Here is a 16,748-nt window from a genome sequence, read left to right as displayed (position 1 = left end):
AGAGGAGGCATGACGAAATGCTCAGGCACATCAGAAAACCCAAGGTGACAACCATCAGGCTGGAGCAACCCTTTTGGACGGCCATCGACAAGCTGGCGGCGGCTGATGGTATCCACTGGCGGGAGCTGGTCGAGCAGATGCTGGCGGCCAAGCCGAAAGGCCAAGGCGCGGCGAGCTGGCTCAGGGTCTGCTGTCTGAGCTGGTCGGGTCGTCAGGCAGCATAGGCATGGCGCGAAAATCGACAAAGCCGAAAGCCAACGGCAAGACTGCCTCCGAGAATTGCGCCATCTTGGCAACACGCGCTCCGGTGTTGGCCGGTCAGGTGATGCGCGAATTTACCGGGTTTCAGGATCGGGTCGAGCTGACGGATTTGGTCAAGGAGCTGAAGAAGGTGGCCGCCGAGGTGGTCGAGGGCGACATGAGCCATGTGGAGCGCATGCTGGCAACGCAGGCCATCATGTTGGACACCCTGTTTTGCAACCTGATGGGGAGAGCCGGGTTATCAGAGCAGGTGCGGCATCTTGAGCTGTATTTGCGGCTGGCACTCAAGGCGCAAGCGCAGGCCAGAGCCACCGCCGAGTCGCTGGCCATCCTGAAAAACCCGCAACCCTACATCCGGCAGGCCAACATCGCGGCGGGCCATCAACAGGTCAACAACACATATGCCGGTATGCCATCAGGCAATGATGCTCACGCGGGAGATTCTGAAACCGGGCAAAGCAAACTATTGGAGGCGGGCCATGAGCAACGGCTGGACATTGGAGCGGCGGCGGCAACAGTCCGAGGCCATCAGGACATGGCGGCCATGGGAGCGGTCTACCGGTCCGGTGACTGAGGCAGGCAAAGCCAAGGTGAGCGGCAACGCATGGAGGGGCGGCCAGAGGCAGATGCTCAGGGCCATGAGCAAGATGCTCAATGCAGAGCTGAGAGCGGCAAGGGACCGGGCATCATGGGTCTCGGGTCCCATGCTGTAGAGCATGCGGCGGGTCCTGGCGGTGACTTACCCATGCGAGCGGTGCGTGCCGTGTGCATCCGGTAGTCAAGGCACGGGCATGGTTTCATCCACTCGATCACATATGGGCATAAGTATGTGACAATCAAAGCAGGCCAAATCCGCCAACAGAGCAACATGGCAAAACGCATCAACTCGCGGTCCATCGACCGCATCATCACTGAATCTCTGGCTATTGAAGCCGAGGCGGCTCAAGAGGCCAATGCTCTCGGTTTCATGGCCAGAGCCATGGTGCAGGCAACCCTGCCGCATCGGCAGGTGGCGGGCAATGAATTTACTCGGGTCAACGGCGATTTTTCGCTGACCCTGTTGGCACCTTCATCGGTGGGTCTGCCGTATGGCTCAATCCCGCGTCTGCTTCTGGCATGGCTGACTACTGAGGCGGTCAGGACCAAGAGCCGGGAACTGGAGCTGGGTGATTCGATGAGTGCATTCATGCGGGAGCTGGGGCTGGTCCCAACAGGTGGCCGGTGGGGGTCGATTACCCGGCTCAAGACCCAAACATCCCGGCTGTTCTGTTCAACCATCAGCGCCATCTACCGGGATAGCAACCGCATGGAGGAGATGGGGTACAGGCTGGCCGACAGGTCCGTGCTGTGGTGGGACGCTAAGTCTCCCGCGCAAGCATCCCTCTGGCGGTCCACTGTGACGCTCTCAGCGCCGTTTTTCGATGAGGTTGTCTCTCACCCTGTCCCGGTGGACATGCGGGCGCTGAGGGCGCTCAAGCAGTCTCCACTGGCTCTGGACATCTACTGCTGGCTGACCTACCGCATGAGCTACCTCAGCAAGCCGACGACGATCCCATGGGAGGGGCTATCCAACCAGTTCGGCAGCAACTATGCCGACATCAAGAATTTCAGGGCGCACTTCATCAAATCGCTCCATCAGGTGCTGGCGGTCTATCCCGAGGCCGATGCTATGCCGACAGAGCATGGTTTGGCGCTGAAGCCATCCATCACGAGCGTCAGGAGGGGCCGGTGAACAACCATCAGGCTGTCTCTTACGACGAGCAGGCGTACCGGCAGGGCTATGCGGCGGGAGCTGCTGGAAAGCCGAGCCGCAATCCTTACCCGGAGGATGGGACCACGCGGGCGATTTCATGGATCAGCGGCTACATCGAGGGCAAGGCCAACCCGGACCGATTGCCGCAGATGAGACCCATGGCACCACGCATAAATGGTAGCGGGCAGGTGTGAGCAACCCTGTGGATGGGCGAAGTTATCCACGCATAAATGGTAGCGGGGGACAGGCCAATCTACGCATATTTGGTAGCGGAGTCACGCATATTTGGTAGCGCACACCTTATTACCTATATGCCCTGTAATGAATACCTGTAGTTACCGCATCGCGGCTGTTGAAAACCATCCTGGTTTCCAACAAGCCACTCGCGGCAGCAGCAAGAGAGAAAACCCAAAATGGCAAAAATCATCGGTGTGATACAGGTCAAGGGAGGAGCGGGGCGATCCACTGTCTCGACCAACCTTGCCGGGGAGCTGGCTAAAAAGGGCAAGACCGTTTTGATTGACTGCGACATGCCGCAAGGCACGTCGGCAAGTTGGTATGCGGTCCGAGAGCAGTCCGGCAAGACTCAGGACCTGTTGGCCGGATTGCAGGCTGATACCGCCAGCAGTCATCAGGAGTTGGTCGCCAAAACCGAGCGGCATGCCGATGCGGACTGGATAGTGTTGGACGGTCCACCACGGCTTGCCGAGCTGACCCGAGCCATCCTGATGCTGGCCGATTGCAACATCATCCCGATAGGGGCCAGTACCGCCGAGGTCTGGGCAACGGCTGACATTCTCGACCTGGTGAAAGAGGCAAAGGCCATCAGGCCAATAGTCGCCAGAATGCTCTGGACTCGCTACCGGGCGCACACAAGGCTGGCTCAAGACCTGAGTGAACTGGCATCCAAGGAGCTGGGTCTGGCATCCATGGAGACCGTGCTGGGTTTGCGGGTGGCCTACATGACCGCATTGGGCGAAGGATTGACGGTAGCAGAGACCGCCGACAGGACCGCCAGAGCCGAATGTCTCGGGCTGGTGGGGGAGACCATGAAACTACTCAAGAGAAAGAAATGAAGCGATTGGCAAAGCCGATACTATCCAAGCCAGAGGCGGCTCTGGCATTCGCCGAGGCGGGCAAAAAGAAACAAGCCGGGGGTGAATCAGGGGCGAGGGTGTTTCATGCGCCAACAGGCTACAGGCGGCTGACCATCAACCTGCCGATTGAGTTGCATAAACGGCTGAAGCTGGCGGCCATCCATCAGGATTGCACGGCAACCGACATCATCCAGAAACTGCTGGAGCGGGAGCTGGCCAAGGATCAGGGGTGAAACATGTCCGTAAGCGCAATTACGATATTGCCACATAGCAGACATACCACAGGGAAAAGTAGGTAAGTTTCATGCTGGGGCTGATTGTATTTCGACCCCAGCATGAAAATCTATCAAAGCATCACCACATGCACTGGGATGTAGCTGAGAATGTGGTATTTTTAATAATGTTGTTTACATAAGTTTTTGTCGCGTCCTTCACTGAAACCACAAGTTTATCCAAACTAAGGTTATCAAGGCCATAGAAATGACCTGTAATCTTTGTTGTTAACTTTGTCGTGAATGTCGGATAGGCGCAGGATGAAGCCACACTAGCAAATGTGCTAGCTGCTGCAAGAGGGGATGTGAAGAAGGAAGCAACACCTGCAGCGGAAATGCCTGCTAATGTGCATGTGGTAACAGTTTCGTTAGCAGCAGAAACTGCATCGTTTTTCAAGACCTCACCGGGATTCTGCAAGTATGATACTGCTCCAAGAACCCCTAATCCAGAAAGAACATCATTACCCCATTGTGCATTAATTGAGGACCAGTCAACATTTTGGTTTTGGTAAACAAACCATTTCTGTGGTGCAGTTTGCAATGTAGGAGATGACCAACAAACTCTCCTGCCAAAAACTCTTGTACATGTTTGACGCCAAATCACACGGCTACAATTTGGAAGGTAGCCCCAACCAATTTGTTTAACACCCTGTGGGCTTGCAATAAGGCTTGTATCAATCCCAGTATTAGGGTCAATTGTTCCGTTATCTGTGTACTCATTATCTGTGCCGGAATTACCATCGCCATATTCGACCGTATTGCCGGACGTATTTATACGTCCAACTAGACTATAACCGCTTATATTAACATCACCAAACTCTATAATTGACTTATCTGAGCCAGTGTTTTGTTGAACGCGACCCTGAATTACTAGTTTTACTTTCTTGTTGAGTATAAGTCTTGAAAGATCATCTCTTGCCTTTATCCCTTCTTGAGTTTCTACTGTTGGCGTATTAACCCCATTAAGCCGAAACTTGTGTATCTCTCCCTTGTATTTATATTCAAACATGTCTCCAGAAGTGACTGATACTACCTTGCCTTGCAGTTTATCTTCCGGAACTACCGCTTCGTTGGCCCCAGCTATTGAGGAAATAAATAACAAAGCAAAGATCAATTTAGTTGTTTTCATATTAACACCTATATCTTTGTAAAAATTAAAATTTCCTTATTTGTGCCAAGTTTCGCACCGAAGTCAATCCATTAAAAAAAATTCTATTTGCAAAAAAATCATGTGTAAATGCGTACTTCTACGTATGCATGTACGTACTTCTACGTATGCATGTACGTACTTCTACGTACATGCATGGATAATTAAGCATCTTAGATAAACAGCAAAGTTGTAGTCAGACGCGGGCCCTACCGGCGAGCCTGCAATGCGGGTCGGTGCAAACCGCTTGATTAACTGAATCCCAATCTGGCTCGGCTTGCGCGGCAAAATCTATGCATTCCGACACTGGCATACATATGCAGCATTAAAATTATGTGATAGCATATTATCAAAACCAAAAGGAGGAGACATCCATGAGAGCTGCAATCGGGTACATCAGGGTTTCAACAGAGCGTCAGGCTCAAGAGGGCGTCAGTCTGGAGGCGCAGCAGGCGCGTATCGAGCAATGGTGCCAAGCCAACGGCTATGAGCTGGTCAAGGTCGAGGTGGACGCGGGCATCAGCGGTAAGAGCATGGAGACTCGCAAGGGTTTGCAGGCGGCTCTGGCCGGTCTCAAGAAAGACATGGTGCTGGTCTCTTACTCCCTGTCCCGGCTGGCGCGGTCAACCAAGGATGCTCTGGAGATTGCCGAGCGGGTCTCCAAGAAAAGAGCCAGTCTGGTCTCCCTGTCCGAGCAACTCGATGGGACCACGGCAGCGGGTCGCATGATGATGCAGATGATGATGGTTTTGGCCGAGTTTGAGAGAAACCTGATTGCCGAGCGGACCAGTACCGCACTGCAACACAAGAAGCGGTCAGGCCAGAAGTACACCAACCAGACACCCTATGGTTTCGAGGCCATCGAGGGGCGGCTGGTCGAGGTCAAGGCTGAGGCGGATGTGGTGGCCGAGATTCAGGCAGAGCGGGCGGCAGGCAAGACCTTGCAAGCCATCTGGGGTCGTCTCAGAAAACGGAAAATAAAGCACGCTAAGGCGTAACTACCCTCGGCTACACCGCGTCGGCACCACGCGGCTCTTTCTCCCCTTGCAGCGAAGCAATCAGCGGGCAAGAAACGTTCCCTTGCCGCGCATGGCAGGCGAACACAAGTTCGGATAGCACGGTTTCCATGCGCGCCAGGTCGGTCATTTTTTCGCGCACGTCCTGAAGCTTGTGCTCGGCCAGGCTGCTGGCTTCCTCGCAGTGGGTGCCGTCATCCAGCCTCAGCAGCTCTGCGATCTCGTCGAGGCTGAATCCGAGCCGCTGGGCTGATTTCACGAAGCGCACCCGCGTCACATCCGCCTCGCCATAGCGGCGGATGCTGCCATAGGGCTTGTCCGGCTCCGGCAACAAGCCCTTGCGCTGATAGAACCGGATTGTTTCCACGTTGACCCCGGCCGCCTTGGCGAAAACGCCAATAGTCAGATTCTCCAAATTTTTTTCCATATCGCTTGACTCCGTACATTGGTACGGAAGTAAGCTTAAGCTATCCAATCCAGATTTGAAAGGACAAGCGTATGTCTGAACCTCAAAACGGGCGCGGGGCGCTCTTCACTGGCGGGCTAGCCGCCATCCTCGCCTCGGCTTGCTGCCTGGGGCCGCTGGTTCTGATCGCCCTGGGGTTCAGCGGCGCTTGGATCGGCAACTTGACGGTGTTGGAACCTTATCGCCCGATCTTCATCGGCGCGGCGCTGGTTGCACTGTTCTTTGCCTGGCGGCGCATCGTCCGACCGACCGCAGCCTGCAAGCCGGGCGAGGTGTGCGCGATTCCGCAAGTGCGCACCACCTACAAGCTCATTTTCTGGTTCGTCGCCGTGTTGGTCTTGGTCGCGCTTGGTTTTCCCTACGTCATGCCATTTTTCTACTAATCAGGAGTTCATCATGAAAAAGCTGTTTGCCTCCCTCGCTCTCGCCGCTTTCGTTGCCCCCGTGTTCGCCGCCACCCAGACCGTCACGCTGTCCGTACCGGGCATGACCTGCTCCGCTTGTCCGATCACCGTCAAGAAGGCGATTTCCAAGGTCGAAGGCGTCAGCAAAGTTAACGTGACCTTCGAGACACGCGAAGCGGTTGTCACCTTCGATGATGCCAAGACCAGCGTGCAGAAGCTGACCAAGGCCACCGAAGACGCAGGCTATCCGTCCAGCGTCAAGAAGTGAGGCACTGAAAACGGCAGCGCAGCACATCTGACGCCCTTGTCTGCTACCACAAACGAAAAAGGATCTGTCGCATGACCCATCTAAAAATCACCGGCATGACCTGCGACTCGTGCGCGGCGCACGTCAAGGAAGCGCTGGAAAAAGTACCCGGCGTCCAATCTGCCATAGTGTCCTATGCCAAGGGCGCGGCCCAGCTCGCCCTTGATCCAGGCACAGCGCCGGACGCACTGACCGCCGCCGTGGCTGGCCTGGGCTACAAAGCGATGCTCGCCGATGCCCCGCCGACCGACAACCGCACTGGGCTGTTCGACAAGGTGCGCGGCTGGATGGGTGCCGCCGACAAGGGCAGCGGCGGCGAGCGCCCGTTGCAAGTCGCCGTGATCGGCAGCGGTGGAGCCGCGATGGCGGCAGCACTGAAGGCCGTCGAGCAAGGCGCGCAGGTCACGCTGATTGAGCGCGGCACCATCGGCGGCACCTGCGTCAACGTCGGTTGTGTGCCGTCCAAGATCATGATCCGCGCCGCCCACATCGCCCATCTGCGCCGGGAAAGCCCATTCGACGGCGGCATGCCACCCACACCGCCGACGATCTTGCGCGAGCGGCTGCTGGCCCAGCAGCAGGCCCGTGTCGAAGAACTCCGTCATGCCAAGTACGAAGGCATCCTGGACGGCAATTCAGCCATCACCGTTCTGCACGGTGAAGCGCGTTTCAAGGACGACCAGAGCCTTATCGTTAGTTTGAACGAGGGTGGTGAGCGCGTCGTGATGTTCGACCGCTGCCTGGTCGCCACGGGTGCCAGTCCGGCCATGCCGCCGATTCCGGGCCTGAAAGAGTCACCCTACTGGACTTCGACCGAGGCCTTGGTCAGCGACACCATTCCCGAACGCCTGGCCGTCATCGGCTCGTCGGTGGTGGCGCTGGAACTGGCGCAAGCCTTCGCCCGGCTGGGTAGCCAGGTCACGATCCTTGCGCGCAGCACGCTGTTCTTCCGCGAAGACCCTGCCATCGGCGAGGCCGTCACAGCCGCCTTCCGTGCCGAAGGAATCAAGGTACTGGAACATACGCAAGCCAGCCAAGTCGCCCATGTGGACGGCGAATTCGTGCTGACCACTGGACAGGGCGAAGTGCGCGCCGACAAGCTGCTGGTCGCCACCGGCCGGACACCGAACACGCGCAGCCTGGCATTGGAAGCGGCGGGGGTAGCCGTCAATGCGCAGGGGGCCATCGTCATCGACAAGGGCATGCGCACCAGTAGCCCGAACATCTACGCGGCCGGCGACTGCACCGACCAGCCGCAGTTCGTCTATGTGGCGGCAGCGGCCGGCACTCGTGCGGCCATTAACATGACCGGCGGCGACGCCGCCATCAATCTGACCGCGATGCCGGCCGTGGTGTTCACCGACCCGCAAGTGGCGACCGTGGGCTACAGCGAGGCGGAAGCGCACCACGATGGCATCGAAACCGACAGCCGCACGCTGACGCTCGACAACGTGCCGCGTGCGCTCGCCAACTTCGATACCCGCGGCTTCATCAAGCTGGTCATCGAGGAAGGCAGCGGACGGCTGATTGGCGTACAGGTGGTGGCCCCGGAAGCGGGCGAACTGATCCAGACGGCTGTTCTCGCCATTCGCAACCGCATGACGGTGCAGGAACTAGCCGACCAGTTGTTCCCCTACCTAACGATGGTCGAGGGCTTGAAGCTCGCGGCGCAGACCTTCAGCAAGGACGTGAAGCAACTGTCCTGCTGCGCCGGATAAGGAAAAGGAGGTGTTCGATGAACGCCTACACAGTGTCCCGACTGGCCCTTGAGGCCGGGGTGAGCGTGCATATCGTGCGCGACTACCTGCTGCGCGGATTGCTGCGGCCAGTCGCCTGCACCACGGGCGGCTACGGCTTGTTCGATGACGCCGCCTTGCAGCGGCTGTGCTTTGTGCGGGCCGCTTTTGAGGCGGGCATCGGCCTGGACGCATTGGCGCGGTTGTGCCGGGCGCTGGATGCGGCGGACTGCGATGAAACAGCCGCACAGCTTGCCGTGCTGAGTCAGTTCGTCGAACGCCGACGCGAAGCGTTGGCCGATCTGGAAGTGCAGTTGGCCGCGATGCCGACCGCGCCGGCCCAGCAAGCGGAGAGTCTGCCATGAACAGCCCCGAGCGCTTGCCGACCGAGACACACAAGCCGTTCACCGGCTACCTGTGGGGTGCGCTGGCGGTGCTCACCTGTCCCTGTCATTTGCCGATTCTCGCCATTGTGCTGGCCGGCACGACGGCCGGCGCGTTCATCGGCGAGCACTGGGGTATTGCAGCCCTCACGCTGACCGGCTTGTTTGTCCTGTCTGTGACGCGGCTGCTGCGGGCCTTCAGAGGTCGATCATGAGCGCTTCCCAGCCAATTGAATGGACAGTGGCGCAACTGGCGCAGGCGGTCGAGCGCGGGCAGCTTGAGCTGCACTACCAGCCGATTGTCGATTTGCGCAGTGAGCAGATTGTCGGCGCGGAAGCCCTGTTGCGCTGGCGTCATCCGACGCTCGGACTGTTGCCGCCGGGCCAGTTCCTGCCCGTGATCGAATCGTCCGGCCTGATGCCGGAAATCGGCGCATGGGTGCTGGGCGCAGCCTGCCGTCAAATGCGCGACTGGCGGGTGCTGGCATGGCAACCGTTCCGGCTGGCCGTCAATGTTTCGGCGAGCCAAGTGGGGCCAGATTTCGACAAGTGGGTAAAGGGCGTGCTGGCCGATGCTGGGTTGCCCGCCGCGTATCTTGAAATTGAGCTGACCGAATCGGTTGCGTTCGGTGATCCGGCGATCTTCCCCGCCCTGGAAGCTTTGCGACAGATCGGTGTGCGCTTCGCCGCCGACGACTTCGGCACCGGCTATTCCTGCCTGCAACACCTGAAATGCTGCCCCATCAGCACGCTCAAGATCGACCAATCGTTTGTCGCCGGACTCGCCAACGACCACCGCGACCAGACCATCGTGCGCACCGTGATTCAGCTTGCGCATGGGCTTGGCATGGAAGTAGTGGCCGAAGGCGTGGAAACATCGGCGAGTCTTGATTTGTTGCGACAAGCGGACTGCGACACAGGACAAGGCTTCCTGTTCGCCAAGCCGATGCCGGCGGCGGCATTCGCCGTCTTCGTCAGTCAATGGAGGGGTGCCACCATGAATGCAAATGATCCGACTGCCACCAGTTGCTGCGTGTGCTGCAAGGAAATCCCGCTCGATGCCGCCTTCACCCCGGAAGGCGCGGAATACGTCGAGCACTTCTGCGGGCTGGAGTGCTATCAGCGCTTCCAGGCGCGCGCCAAGACCGGGAGCGAAACCGATGCCGATCCGAACGCCTGCGACTCATCACTGTCAGACTGAGGCATACCCTAACCTGATGTCAGGATAGCCCGTCTGGAAGTGTCAGAATAAGGCAGTGTACGCAATTTTTTGACAGATGCCGCCAAGGGCCATAGATTTCTGCCTGACACTTTCGGCTCAGGAGAGGCATCTTGCAGGGGCATCGCATCGGCTACGTTCGCGTCAGTAGCTTCGACCAGAACCCGGAACGGCAGCTCGAGCACGTCCAGGTGGACAAGGTGTTCACCGACAAGGCGTCGGGCAAGGACACGCAACGCCCGCAGCTCGATGCGCTGCTCGCCTTCGTGCGCGAGGGCGACACAGTGGTGGTGCACAGCATGGACCGCCTGGCGCGCAACCTGGATGACCTGCGCCGTCTGGTGCAGCGCCTCACCCAGCGTGGCGTGCGCATCGAGTTCGTCAAGGAATGCCTGACCTTCACCGGCGAGGACTCGCCGATGGCGAACCTGATGCTGTCGGTAATGGGCGCGTTTGCCGAGTTCGAGCGGGCGCTGATCCGCGAGCGGCAGCGCGAAGGCATCGCGATCGCCAAGCAACGCGGCGCCTACCGGGGCCGCAAAAAGGCGCTCGCGCCGGAACGGGCGACCGAACTGCGGCGTCGCGCCGGTACCGGCGAGAAAAAGGCCCAGCTCGCCCGTGAATTCGGGATCAGCCGCGAAACCCTCTACCAATACCTCAAAACGGACGACTGACCCATGCCGCGCCGCTCGATCCTGTCCGCCACCGAGCGGGCCGGCCTGCTCGCGCTGCCCGAGAGCCAGGACGACCTGATCCGCCTCTACACCTTCGACGAATCCGATCTGGCGCTGATCCGGCAGCGCCGAGGCGATGCCAACCGGGTCGGCTTCGCCGTGCAGCTCGCCTTGCTGCGCTATCCGGGCTATGCGTTGGCGAGCGACATGCAGCCCCCGGGGCCGATCATCGAATGGATCGCCCGGCAGGTGCGGGCCGACGGGACTGCCTGGACGCGGTACGGCGAGCGCGACGAGACGCGGCGCGAACACTTCCAGGAGCTGCGCGCCTATCTCGGGCTGTCGGCGTTCGGCCTGTCCGACTTCCGCTTCCTGGTGCAAACGCTGACTGACCTTGCGATGCAGACCGACAAGGGTGTGCTGCTCGCGGAGCACGCGCTGGCGACGCTGCGCCAGCGGCGGGTCATCCTGCCGGCGCTGACTGTCGTCGAACGGGCCTGCGCCGAGGCCATCACCCGCGCCAACCGGCGCATCTACCGGGCCTTGATCGAGCCGCTGAGCGATCCTCATCGCCGCCGCCTTGACGATCTGCTGCGGCTCAGGCCGGACAGCAACCTTACCCGGCTGATGTGGCTGCGGCAGTCGCCGCTGAAGCCGAATTCGCGGCACATGCTGGAGCACATCGAGCGCCTCAAGACCTTCCAGGCGCTGGGCCTGCCGGACGGCATCGGCCGCAGCGTCCACCAGAACCGCCTGCTGAAGATCGCCCGCGAGGGCGCCCAAATGTCGCCGGCCGACCTCGCCAAGTTCGAGGGCGAGCGGCGCTACGCGACCTTGGTCGCCGTGGTGCTGGAAGGCATGGCGACCGTCACCGACGAGATCATCGACCTGCACGACCGCATCCTGGTCAGGCTGTTCAGCACGGCGAAGAACAAGCATCAGCAGCAGTTTCAGAGCCAGGGCAAGGCGATCAACGAGAAGGTGCGGCTGTACTCCCGGATCGGCCGCGCCTTGCTGGAGGCCAAGCAGGCCGGTGCCGATCCCTTTGCCGCCATCGAGGCGGTCATCACCTGGGACGACTTCGAGCGAAGCGTCAGCGAGGCCGACCTGCTCGTCCAGCCGGAATCGTTCGACCATCTGCACCTGGTCGGCGAGCAGTTCAGCACGCTACGGCGCTACACGCCGGAATTTCTCGACGTGCTCAAGCTGCGCGCCGCGCCGGCCGCCCAAGCGGTGCTGGACGCCATTGAGGTGGTGCGCGGCATATATGCGGACAGTGCTCGCAAGGTGCCAGCGGACGCGCCGACCGGCTTCATCAGGCCGCGCTGGAAGTCGCTGGTCATGACCGACGCCGGCATCGACCGCCGTTTCTACGAAATCTGCGCGCTGGCCGAGCTGAAGAACGCGCTGCGCTCCGGCGACATCTGGGTGCAGGGCTCGCGCCAGTTCAAGGACTTCGACGAGTACCTGTTGCCCGCCGACCAGTTCGGCGCGCTCAAGCAGGCGAACGAGTTGCCGATCGCGGTCAGCGCCGATTGCGACCAGTACCTGCACGACCGGCTGACGCTGCTGCGAGAGCAACTCGCCACGGTCAATCGTCTGGCGCTGGCCAACGAGCTGCCCGATGCGATCATCACGGAATCTGGGCTGAGAATCACGCCCCTTGACTCGGCGGTGCCGGTCGCGGCGCAGGCACTGATCGACCAGGCGGCCGTGCTGCTGCCTCGCGTCAAGATCACCGAGCTGCTGATGGACGTGGATGACTGGACGGGCTTCACCCGCCACTTCGTTCACCTGAAGGACGGCGAGCCGCCCAAGGACAAGACGCTGCTGCTGTCCGCCATCCTGGCCGACGCGATCAACCTGGGCCTGACCAAGATGGCCGAGTCCTGCCCCGGCACGACCTACGCCAAGCTGTCGTGGCTGCAAGCCTGGCATGTGCGCGACGAGACCTATTCCGCCGCGTTGGCCGAGCTGGTCAACGCCCAGTTTCGCCATGCCTTCGCCGAGCACTGGGGCGACGGCACCACCTCGTCGTCGGACGGTCAGCGCTTCAAGGCCGGCGGCAAGGCCGAGAGCACCGGCCACGTCAATCCGAGGTACGGAGCCGAGCCGGGGCGGCTCTTCTACACCCACATCTCCGATCAGTACGCACCGTTCCACACCAAGGTGGTGAACGTCGGCGTGCGCGACTCGACCTACGTGCTCGACGGCCTGCTCTACCACGAATCCGACCTGCGCATCGAGGAGCACTACACTGACACCGCCGGCTTCACCGATCACGTGTTCGCGCTGATGCACCTGCTCGGTTTCCGCTTCGCGCCGCGCATCCGCGACCTCAAAGACACCAAGCTCTACATCGTGAAGAACGGCGAGGACTATCCGGCGCTGCGCACGATGATCGGCGGGGCGCTCAACATCAAGCACGTGCGCGCCCATTGGGACGCAATCCTGCGGCTCGCAGCCTCGATCAAGCAGGGCACGGTGACGGCCTCGCTGATGCTCCGAAAGCTTGGCAGCTACCCGCGCCAGAACGGCCTGGCCGTCGCCCTGCGCGAGCTGGGCCGCATCGAGCGCACGCTGTTCATCCTCGACTGGCTTCAGAACGTCGAGCTGCGCCGGCGGGTGCATGCCGGGCTCAACAAGGGCGAGGCGCGCAATGCGCTGGCCCGCGCCCTGTTCTTCAACCGCCTGGGCGAAATCCGCGACCGCAGCTTCGAGCAGCAGCGTTACCGGGCGAGCGGTCTCAACCTGGTGACGGCCGCCATTGTGCTGTGGAACACCGTCTATCTGGAGCGTTCGACGCAGGCACTGCGCGACGCCGGCAAGGCGATCGATGACGGGCTGCTGCAATACCTGTCGCCGCTGGGCTGGGAGCACATCAACCTGACCGGCGATTACGTGTGGCGGCAGAGCCGGAAGGTCGATGACGGGCAGTTCCGGCCGCTACGCCTCAACGGGAAGGCTTAACGTACGATTTTTTCCGTTTTCTGTGACGGCCCCTTATGGGCCTGCTGTTCTTCCAACGTCCGCCGGTCGATGGCCCGCTGGCGTTCTGACTCGAACAGGTCGATGCCGGCCTGGGTGTCGATCTTCTTGTCCTTGATCATTTGGCATAGACCAACCCGCAGGGCGTACAGCTTGATGACGAGTTCATCACGCGGCGCCGACTGCAACAGACCCTCCATGGATTGCCAGCCGGCCGGATCATCGCAGTAGTCCGGGGTCGCTGAAGATTCTGGTTCTGGCGCTGCCCACACGGCCATGGACACAAGCCAACCCGCGCAAATAGCCTTGATCATTTCGCTGTTCCCCCACGTTCGGCGATGATGGGGACTTTACCCCAGCCCTGGTTTCATAATGAAGCTCATCGCCCTGCTCTGCCTGGTTGTGTCGGTCCATGTCCACGCCGAAACCCTCACTGGCCGGGTTGTGGGGGTCGCCGATGGCGACACCCTGACAGTCCTCGATAGCAACAAGGGCCTGACCAAGATCAGGCTCCACCAGATCGATGCTCCCGAGAAGAAGCAGGACTTCGGCCAGCGATCCAAGCAATATCTCTCCGATCTGGTCTATGGGAAGCAGGTCCGCGTCGAGGTGTTCGACGCCGACCATTACGGTCGGAAAGTGGGAAAAGTCTGGATCAACGGCACGGATGCGAACCTGGAGCAGGTCAAACGCGGCATGGCCTGGGTATATGAGAAATACGCCAGTGAACCCATCTATTTCGCGGCGGAACGTGCCGCCAAATCGGGCCGGGTAGGCCTCTGGAATCAGCCGAACCCGACCCCGCCATGGGTGTTCCGGCATCCGGACCTGGCTGCCACGACCACAACTGCCAAACCCCCTGCCCTGGCCCGCAAATTAGCCGGTCGTTGCGGTGAGAAACGCTTCTGCAAGGAGATGAGGGATTGCCCCGAGGCCGGCTACTTCCTCAATGTCTGCGGCGTGAAGCAGTTGGATGGCGATGGGGATGGCCGACCGTGTGAGAGTTTGTGCCAGTAATACCCAGCGAGGACGCCATGGGACTTCAAGACCGCGATTACATGAAAGAGAGTGGCCCTGCCACAGGACGAAAAACGCAACCCGGACTCGATCCGAAAGTCTGGGGTCGAGCACAACGCAGTAGCCATAGCGGTTGGAAACCTTACGTAATCTGGATCAGCGTACTTGGCTTGATCTGGTACCTCTGTAACGTCTACTTGGATAGCAATGGCTACACCCTGAAACGCATGGTGAAGGAAGTCAGCAGTCACGGGCCATGGATTGAAATGCCACTGAACCTGTTTTCATGACAAAAACGGTGGAGTCACCATGACTACCAGCAGTCAGAAACGAGAAACCCGCCACGAGGGCGGGTCTCTCTGCTTGCAGCCACTCGGCGTCTCGATCCCTGGAGAAGAGCGCCAACCCCCAGAACACGGGGGGCGGCTGGCTGAGGTTGGCATTTCGCCTAGGGAGCGGTCGCAACCCTCGACCACTCCTCCCAACCCAGACATGACAGACTCGTAACGGAGTCTTCGTTTGCTCCTCGCTAACCGGGAGGAGCCGCCTTAACTCAGGCTTGGTTATCTGGGCTGGCAACTTAACTATAGGTCAACTTGGCTGCGTGTCAAATCGGGTTCTGATAATGCACGTTTACACTGGGCCACCGGCACGGCTCACCGGCCACGGACCATTAACCTGGAGACATAACCATGAGTTTGTACTTTGACGACGACTACCAGACCCTTGACCAGTGGCTGCTTGACGTGGACTCGCTTACATCACGACTGCAGGAGGCCATCGAAGAACCATCCATGAACGGCGGCAACGAGTTTATAGAGAAACATGCGCATGACGAGCTTGCTGCTATGGTCCGGACATTCGAGAAGTTGCGTTTGCCCCAGGCAAGCAGCATCCCTGAAACTGAAATCGTCTTCTGATAGTGTACGTTTTTCATAACGTCACCCACGTCGACATGCAAACGGCTCACATCCGCCCTCCCCTCTATGCCTCGCGCGTATCGGCCGGGTTCCCGTCTCCCGCTGACGATTACATCGACAAGCGGCTCGACCTCAATGATCTCCTGGTACCACGCCCAGCCGCGACGCTGTTCTTTTGGGTTCGTGATGACGCCATGCGCCCGGCAACCTTATGGCCGGGTGACATCCTGATTGCTGACCGCAGCATCAAGCCCCATCACAACAGCATCGTCCTGGCCCGGGTCCACGGTGAAACGCTGGTCCGGAGGCTGGTGACCAATGGGAAGACTGGCCGTTTGGTCGCCGACAACCAGGACTATCCCGCCATTGAGCTCAAGGAAGGGCTCGACTACCGAATCCTCGGTGTGGTCAGGTACCGGATCGGCGAACTCTAGGTCGGCTCACAGGATGTGACCGTTACCGCCGAACTGTCGCCTTTCACAGAACTGGAACTACCCAGTTTCTTTATCACGATGACGCGGGCTTTCGAGCGCACTGCGCTGGCGAAGGACTTGGAGCGGTCATCGCAGCCTACCAACTGACGGCTCATGACCGAAAACGATGTGACTTGGCCAGACGGCATGAAGGAGATGGTACGAGCCACATCTGATTCTTCCCCGCGAAGCGTGATGTTGCCGCGCATTGGCGCACCGACCCGCAGGATCGGCTCACCCGTGCCCAGGCTGCCGTCGCCATTGGTATCGCGGTAGATCAGATAACCCTGTTCCCAGCCACCGGAACCGGCGCAGGATGCGCCATTCGAGCTCGCGCAAAGCGTAACCCGCCGCCCACCCTTGATAGCTTCGCTGCGTCCCAGGTTCAGAAAAGCGTTGAAGCTGTTGATCTCGGACGTCAGCCGGTTGCTGGCGATGAATTCCTGAAAACTCGGTACGCCTACCGTGAGCAAAATAGCCGCTACCGACAGCGTCACCATGAGCTCGATCAGGGTGAATCCTTGAGCCATGGCAACACGCTGGTTCAACCGCGACCAAAACCAGCCTCTCTGGACGCCTACGAGCCTCGTAGCGCCACAATCTTTCGTGAAATCA

Annotated in this window: 22 protein-coding genes; 18 read left to right on the top strand and 4 right to left on the bottom strand. The window is 59.8% G+C overall.

The features are described 5' to 3' along the window. Positions 1-44 precede the first annotated feature (44 nt). From ACH5N8_RS15960 to ACH5N8_RS15935, 6 genes are all read left to right on the top strand, one after another. Positions 45-224, top strand: coding sequence for a ribbon-helix-helix domain-containing protein (locus ACH5N8_RS15960; protein WP_483283222.1), 180 nt, complete (start codon positions 45-47; stop codon positions 222-224). 2 nt (positions 225-226) lie between these two features. Beyond that, complete coding sequence (locus tag ACH5N8_RS15955; RefSeq protein WP_483283221.1) at positions 227-835, top strand: hypothetical protein; 609 nt, start codon at positions 227-229, stop codon at positions 833-835. 294 nt (positions 836-1,129) lie between these two features. Beyond that, the gene (locus tag ACH5N8_RS15950) at positions 1,130-1,993 is read left to right on the top strand and encodes a replication protein RepA (RefSeq protein ID WP_483283220.1); all 864 of its coding nucleotides are present in this window, start codon (positions 1,130-1,132) and stop codon (positions 1,991-1,993) included. Beyond that, on the top strand, positions 1,990-2,208 hold the full coding sequence (locus ACH5N8_RS15945) for a ribosome modulation factor (protein WP_483283219.1): 219 nt from the start codon (positions 1,990-1,992) through the stop codon (positions 2,206-2,208). The genes ACH5N8_RS15950 and ACH5N8_RS15945 overlap by 4 nt, the downstream gene beginning before the upstream one ends. A 219-nt stretch (positions 2,209-2,427) precedes the next feature. After that, positions 2,428-3,090: an AAA family ATPase gene (locus ACH5N8_RS15940; RefSeq protein ID WP_483283218.1), complete on the top strand. Its 663-nt coding sequence runs from the start codon at positions 2,428-2,430 to the stop codon at positions 3,088-3,090. Further along, positions 3,087-3,344: a hypothetical protein gene (locus ACH5N8_RS15935; protein ID WP_483283217.1), complete on the top strand. Its 258-nt coding sequence runs from the start codon at positions 3,087-3,089 to the stop codon at positions 3,342-3,344. The genes ACH5N8_RS15940 and ACH5N8_RS15935 overlap by 4 nt, the downstream gene beginning before the upstream one ends. 121 nt (positions 3,345-3,465) lie before the next feature. Here ACH5N8_RS15935 and ACH5N8_RS15930 read toward each other — a convergent pair whose 3' ends face one another. Continuing rightward, on the bottom strand, positions 3,466-4,512 hold the full coding sequence (locus ACH5N8_RS15930) for a thermonuclease family protein (RefSeq protein ID WP_483283216.1): 1,047 nt from the start codon (positions 4,510-4,512) through the stop codon (positions 3,466-3,468). A gap of 392 nt (positions 4,513-4,904) precedes the next feature. Here ACH5N8_RS15930 and ACH5N8_RS15925 point away from each other — a divergent pair, with 392 nt between their 5' ends. Next, a complete protein-coding gene (locus ACH5N8_RS15925) occupies positions 4,905-5,528 on the top strand; it encodes a recombinase family protein (protein ID WP_483283215.1) in 624 nt (207 codons plus the stop codon). A gap of 10 nt (positions 5,529-5,538) precedes the next feature. Here ACH5N8_RS15925 and ACH5N8_RS15920 read toward each other — a convergent pair whose 3' ends face one another. Next, positions 5,539-5,973 carry a mercury resistance transcriptional regulator MerR gene (locus ACH5N8_RS15920; RefSeq protein WP_000414383.1) on the bottom strand — a complete coding sequence of 145 codons (435 nt, stop codon included), beginning with the start codon at positions 5,971-5,973 and terminating at the stop codon, positions 5,539-5,541. Positions 5,974-6,044: 71 nt separating this feature from the next. Between ACH5N8_RS15920 and merT the strand changes: the two genes are divergently transcribed. From merT to ACH5N8_RS15880, 8 genes are all read left to right on the top strand, one after another. Next, a complete protein-coding gene (gene merT, locus ACH5N8_RS15915; RefSeq protein ID WP_060091927.1) occupies positions 6,045-6,395 on the top strand; it encodes a mercuric ion transporter MerT in 351 nt (116 codons plus the stop codon). Between the two features lie 13 nt (positions 6,396-6,408). After that, complete coding sequence (merP, locus tag ACH5N8_RS15910) at positions 6,409-6,684, top strand: mercury resistance system periplasmic binding protein MerP (RefSeq protein WP_483283214.1); 276 nt, start codon at positions 6,409-6,411, stop codon at positions 6,682-6,684. Between the two features lie 71 nt (positions 6,685-6,755). Then, on the top strand, positions 6,756-8,441 hold the full coding sequence (merA, locus tag ACH5N8_RS15905; RefSeq protein ID WP_003090700.1) for a mercury(II) reductase: 1,686 nt from the start codon (positions 6,756-6,758) through the stop codon (positions 8,439-8,441). A 17-nt stretch (positions 8,442-8,458) separates the two neighbouring features. Beyond that, positions 8,459-8,824 carry a mercury resistance co-regulator MerD gene (merD, locus tag ACH5N8_RS15900; protein ID WP_003090698.1) on the top strand — a complete coding sequence of 122 codons (366 nt, stop codon included), beginning with the start codon at positions 8,459-8,461 and terminating at the stop codon, positions 8,822-8,824. Further along, on the top strand, positions 8,821-9,057 hold the full coding sequence (gene merE / locus ACH5N8_RS15895) for a broad-spectrum mercury transporter MerE (RefSeq protein ID WP_003090697.1): 237 nt from the start codon (positions 8,821-8,823) through the stop codon (positions 9,055-9,057). The genes merD and merE overlap by 4 nt, the downstream gene beginning before the upstream one ends. Continuing rightward, a complete protein-coding gene (locus ACH5N8_RS15890; protein WP_001276635.1) occupies positions 9,054-10,043 on the top strand; it encodes a DUF3330 domain-containing protein in 990 nt (329 codons plus the stop codon). The genes merE and ACH5N8_RS15890 overlap by 4 nt, the downstream gene beginning before the upstream one ends. Before the next feature lie 131 nt (positions 10,044-10,174). Further along, on the top strand, positions 10,175-10,735 hold the full coding sequence (locus ACH5N8_RS15885; RefSeq protein WP_483283213.1) for a recombinase family protein: 561 nt from the start codon (positions 10,175-10,177) through the stop codon (positions 10,733-10,735). Between the two features lie 3 nt (positions 10,736-10,738). After that, complete coding sequence (locus ACH5N8_RS15880; RefSeq protein WP_483283212.1) at positions 10,739-13,705, top strand: Tn3 family transposase; 2,967 nt, start codon at positions 10,739-10,741, stop codon at positions 13,703-13,705. Here the strand turns inward: ACH5N8_RS15880 and ACH5N8_RS15875 are convergent. Beyond that, a complete protein-coding gene (locus ACH5N8_RS15875) occupies positions 13,702-14,037 on the bottom strand; it encodes a hypothetical protein (protein ID WP_483283211.1) in 336 nt (111 codons plus the stop codon). The two genes, ACH5N8_RS15880 and ACH5N8_RS15875, sit on opposite strands and share 4 nt — an antisense overlap. A 58-nt stretch (positions 14,038-14,095) precedes the next feature. Here ACH5N8_RS15875 and ACH5N8_RS15870 point away from each other — a divergent pair, with 58 nt between their 5' ends. The 3 genes from ACH5N8_RS15870 to ACH5N8_RS15860 all read left to right on the top strand — a co-directional run bounded on the left by ACH5N8_RS15870 (position 14,096) and on the right by ACH5N8_RS15860 (position 16,094). Beyond that, positions 14,096-14,740 carry a thermonuclease family protein gene (locus ACH5N8_RS15870; protein WP_483283210.1) on the top strand — a complete coding sequence of 215 codons (645 nt, stop codon included), beginning with the start codon at positions 14,096-14,098 and terminating at the stop codon, positions 14,738-14,740. 692 nt (positions 14,741-15,432) lie between these two features. Beyond that, positions 15,433-15,660 (top strand): hypothetical protein, encoded by a 228-nt coding sequence (locus ACH5N8_RS15865; RefSeq protein WP_483283209.1) that lies wholly within the window; start codon positions 15,433-15,435, stop codon positions 15,658-15,660. Positions 15,661-15,695: 35 nt separating this feature from the next. Continuing rightward, positions 15,696-16,094, top strand: a complete 399-nt coding sequence (locus ACH5N8_RS15860; protein ID WP_483283208.1) for a LexA family protein — start codon at positions 15,696-15,698, stop codon at positions 16,092-16,094. Here the strand turns inward: ACH5N8_RS15860 and ACH5N8_RS15855 are convergent. Further along, a complete protein-coding gene (locus ACH5N8_RS15855) occupies positions 16,091-16,663 on the bottom strand; it encodes a GspH/FimT family pseudopilin (protein ID WP_483283207.1) in 573 nt (190 codons plus the stop codon). The two genes, ACH5N8_RS15860 and ACH5N8_RS15855, sit on opposite strands and share 4 nt — an antisense overlap. Positions 16,664-16,748 lie beyond the last annotated feature (85 nt).

The sequence above is a fragment of the Methyloparacoccus sp. NF-16 genome, assembly GCF_056880625.1.
Note: the sequence above shows the minus strand (reverse complement) of the source record. Positions and strands in the feature narration are given on the sequence as shown.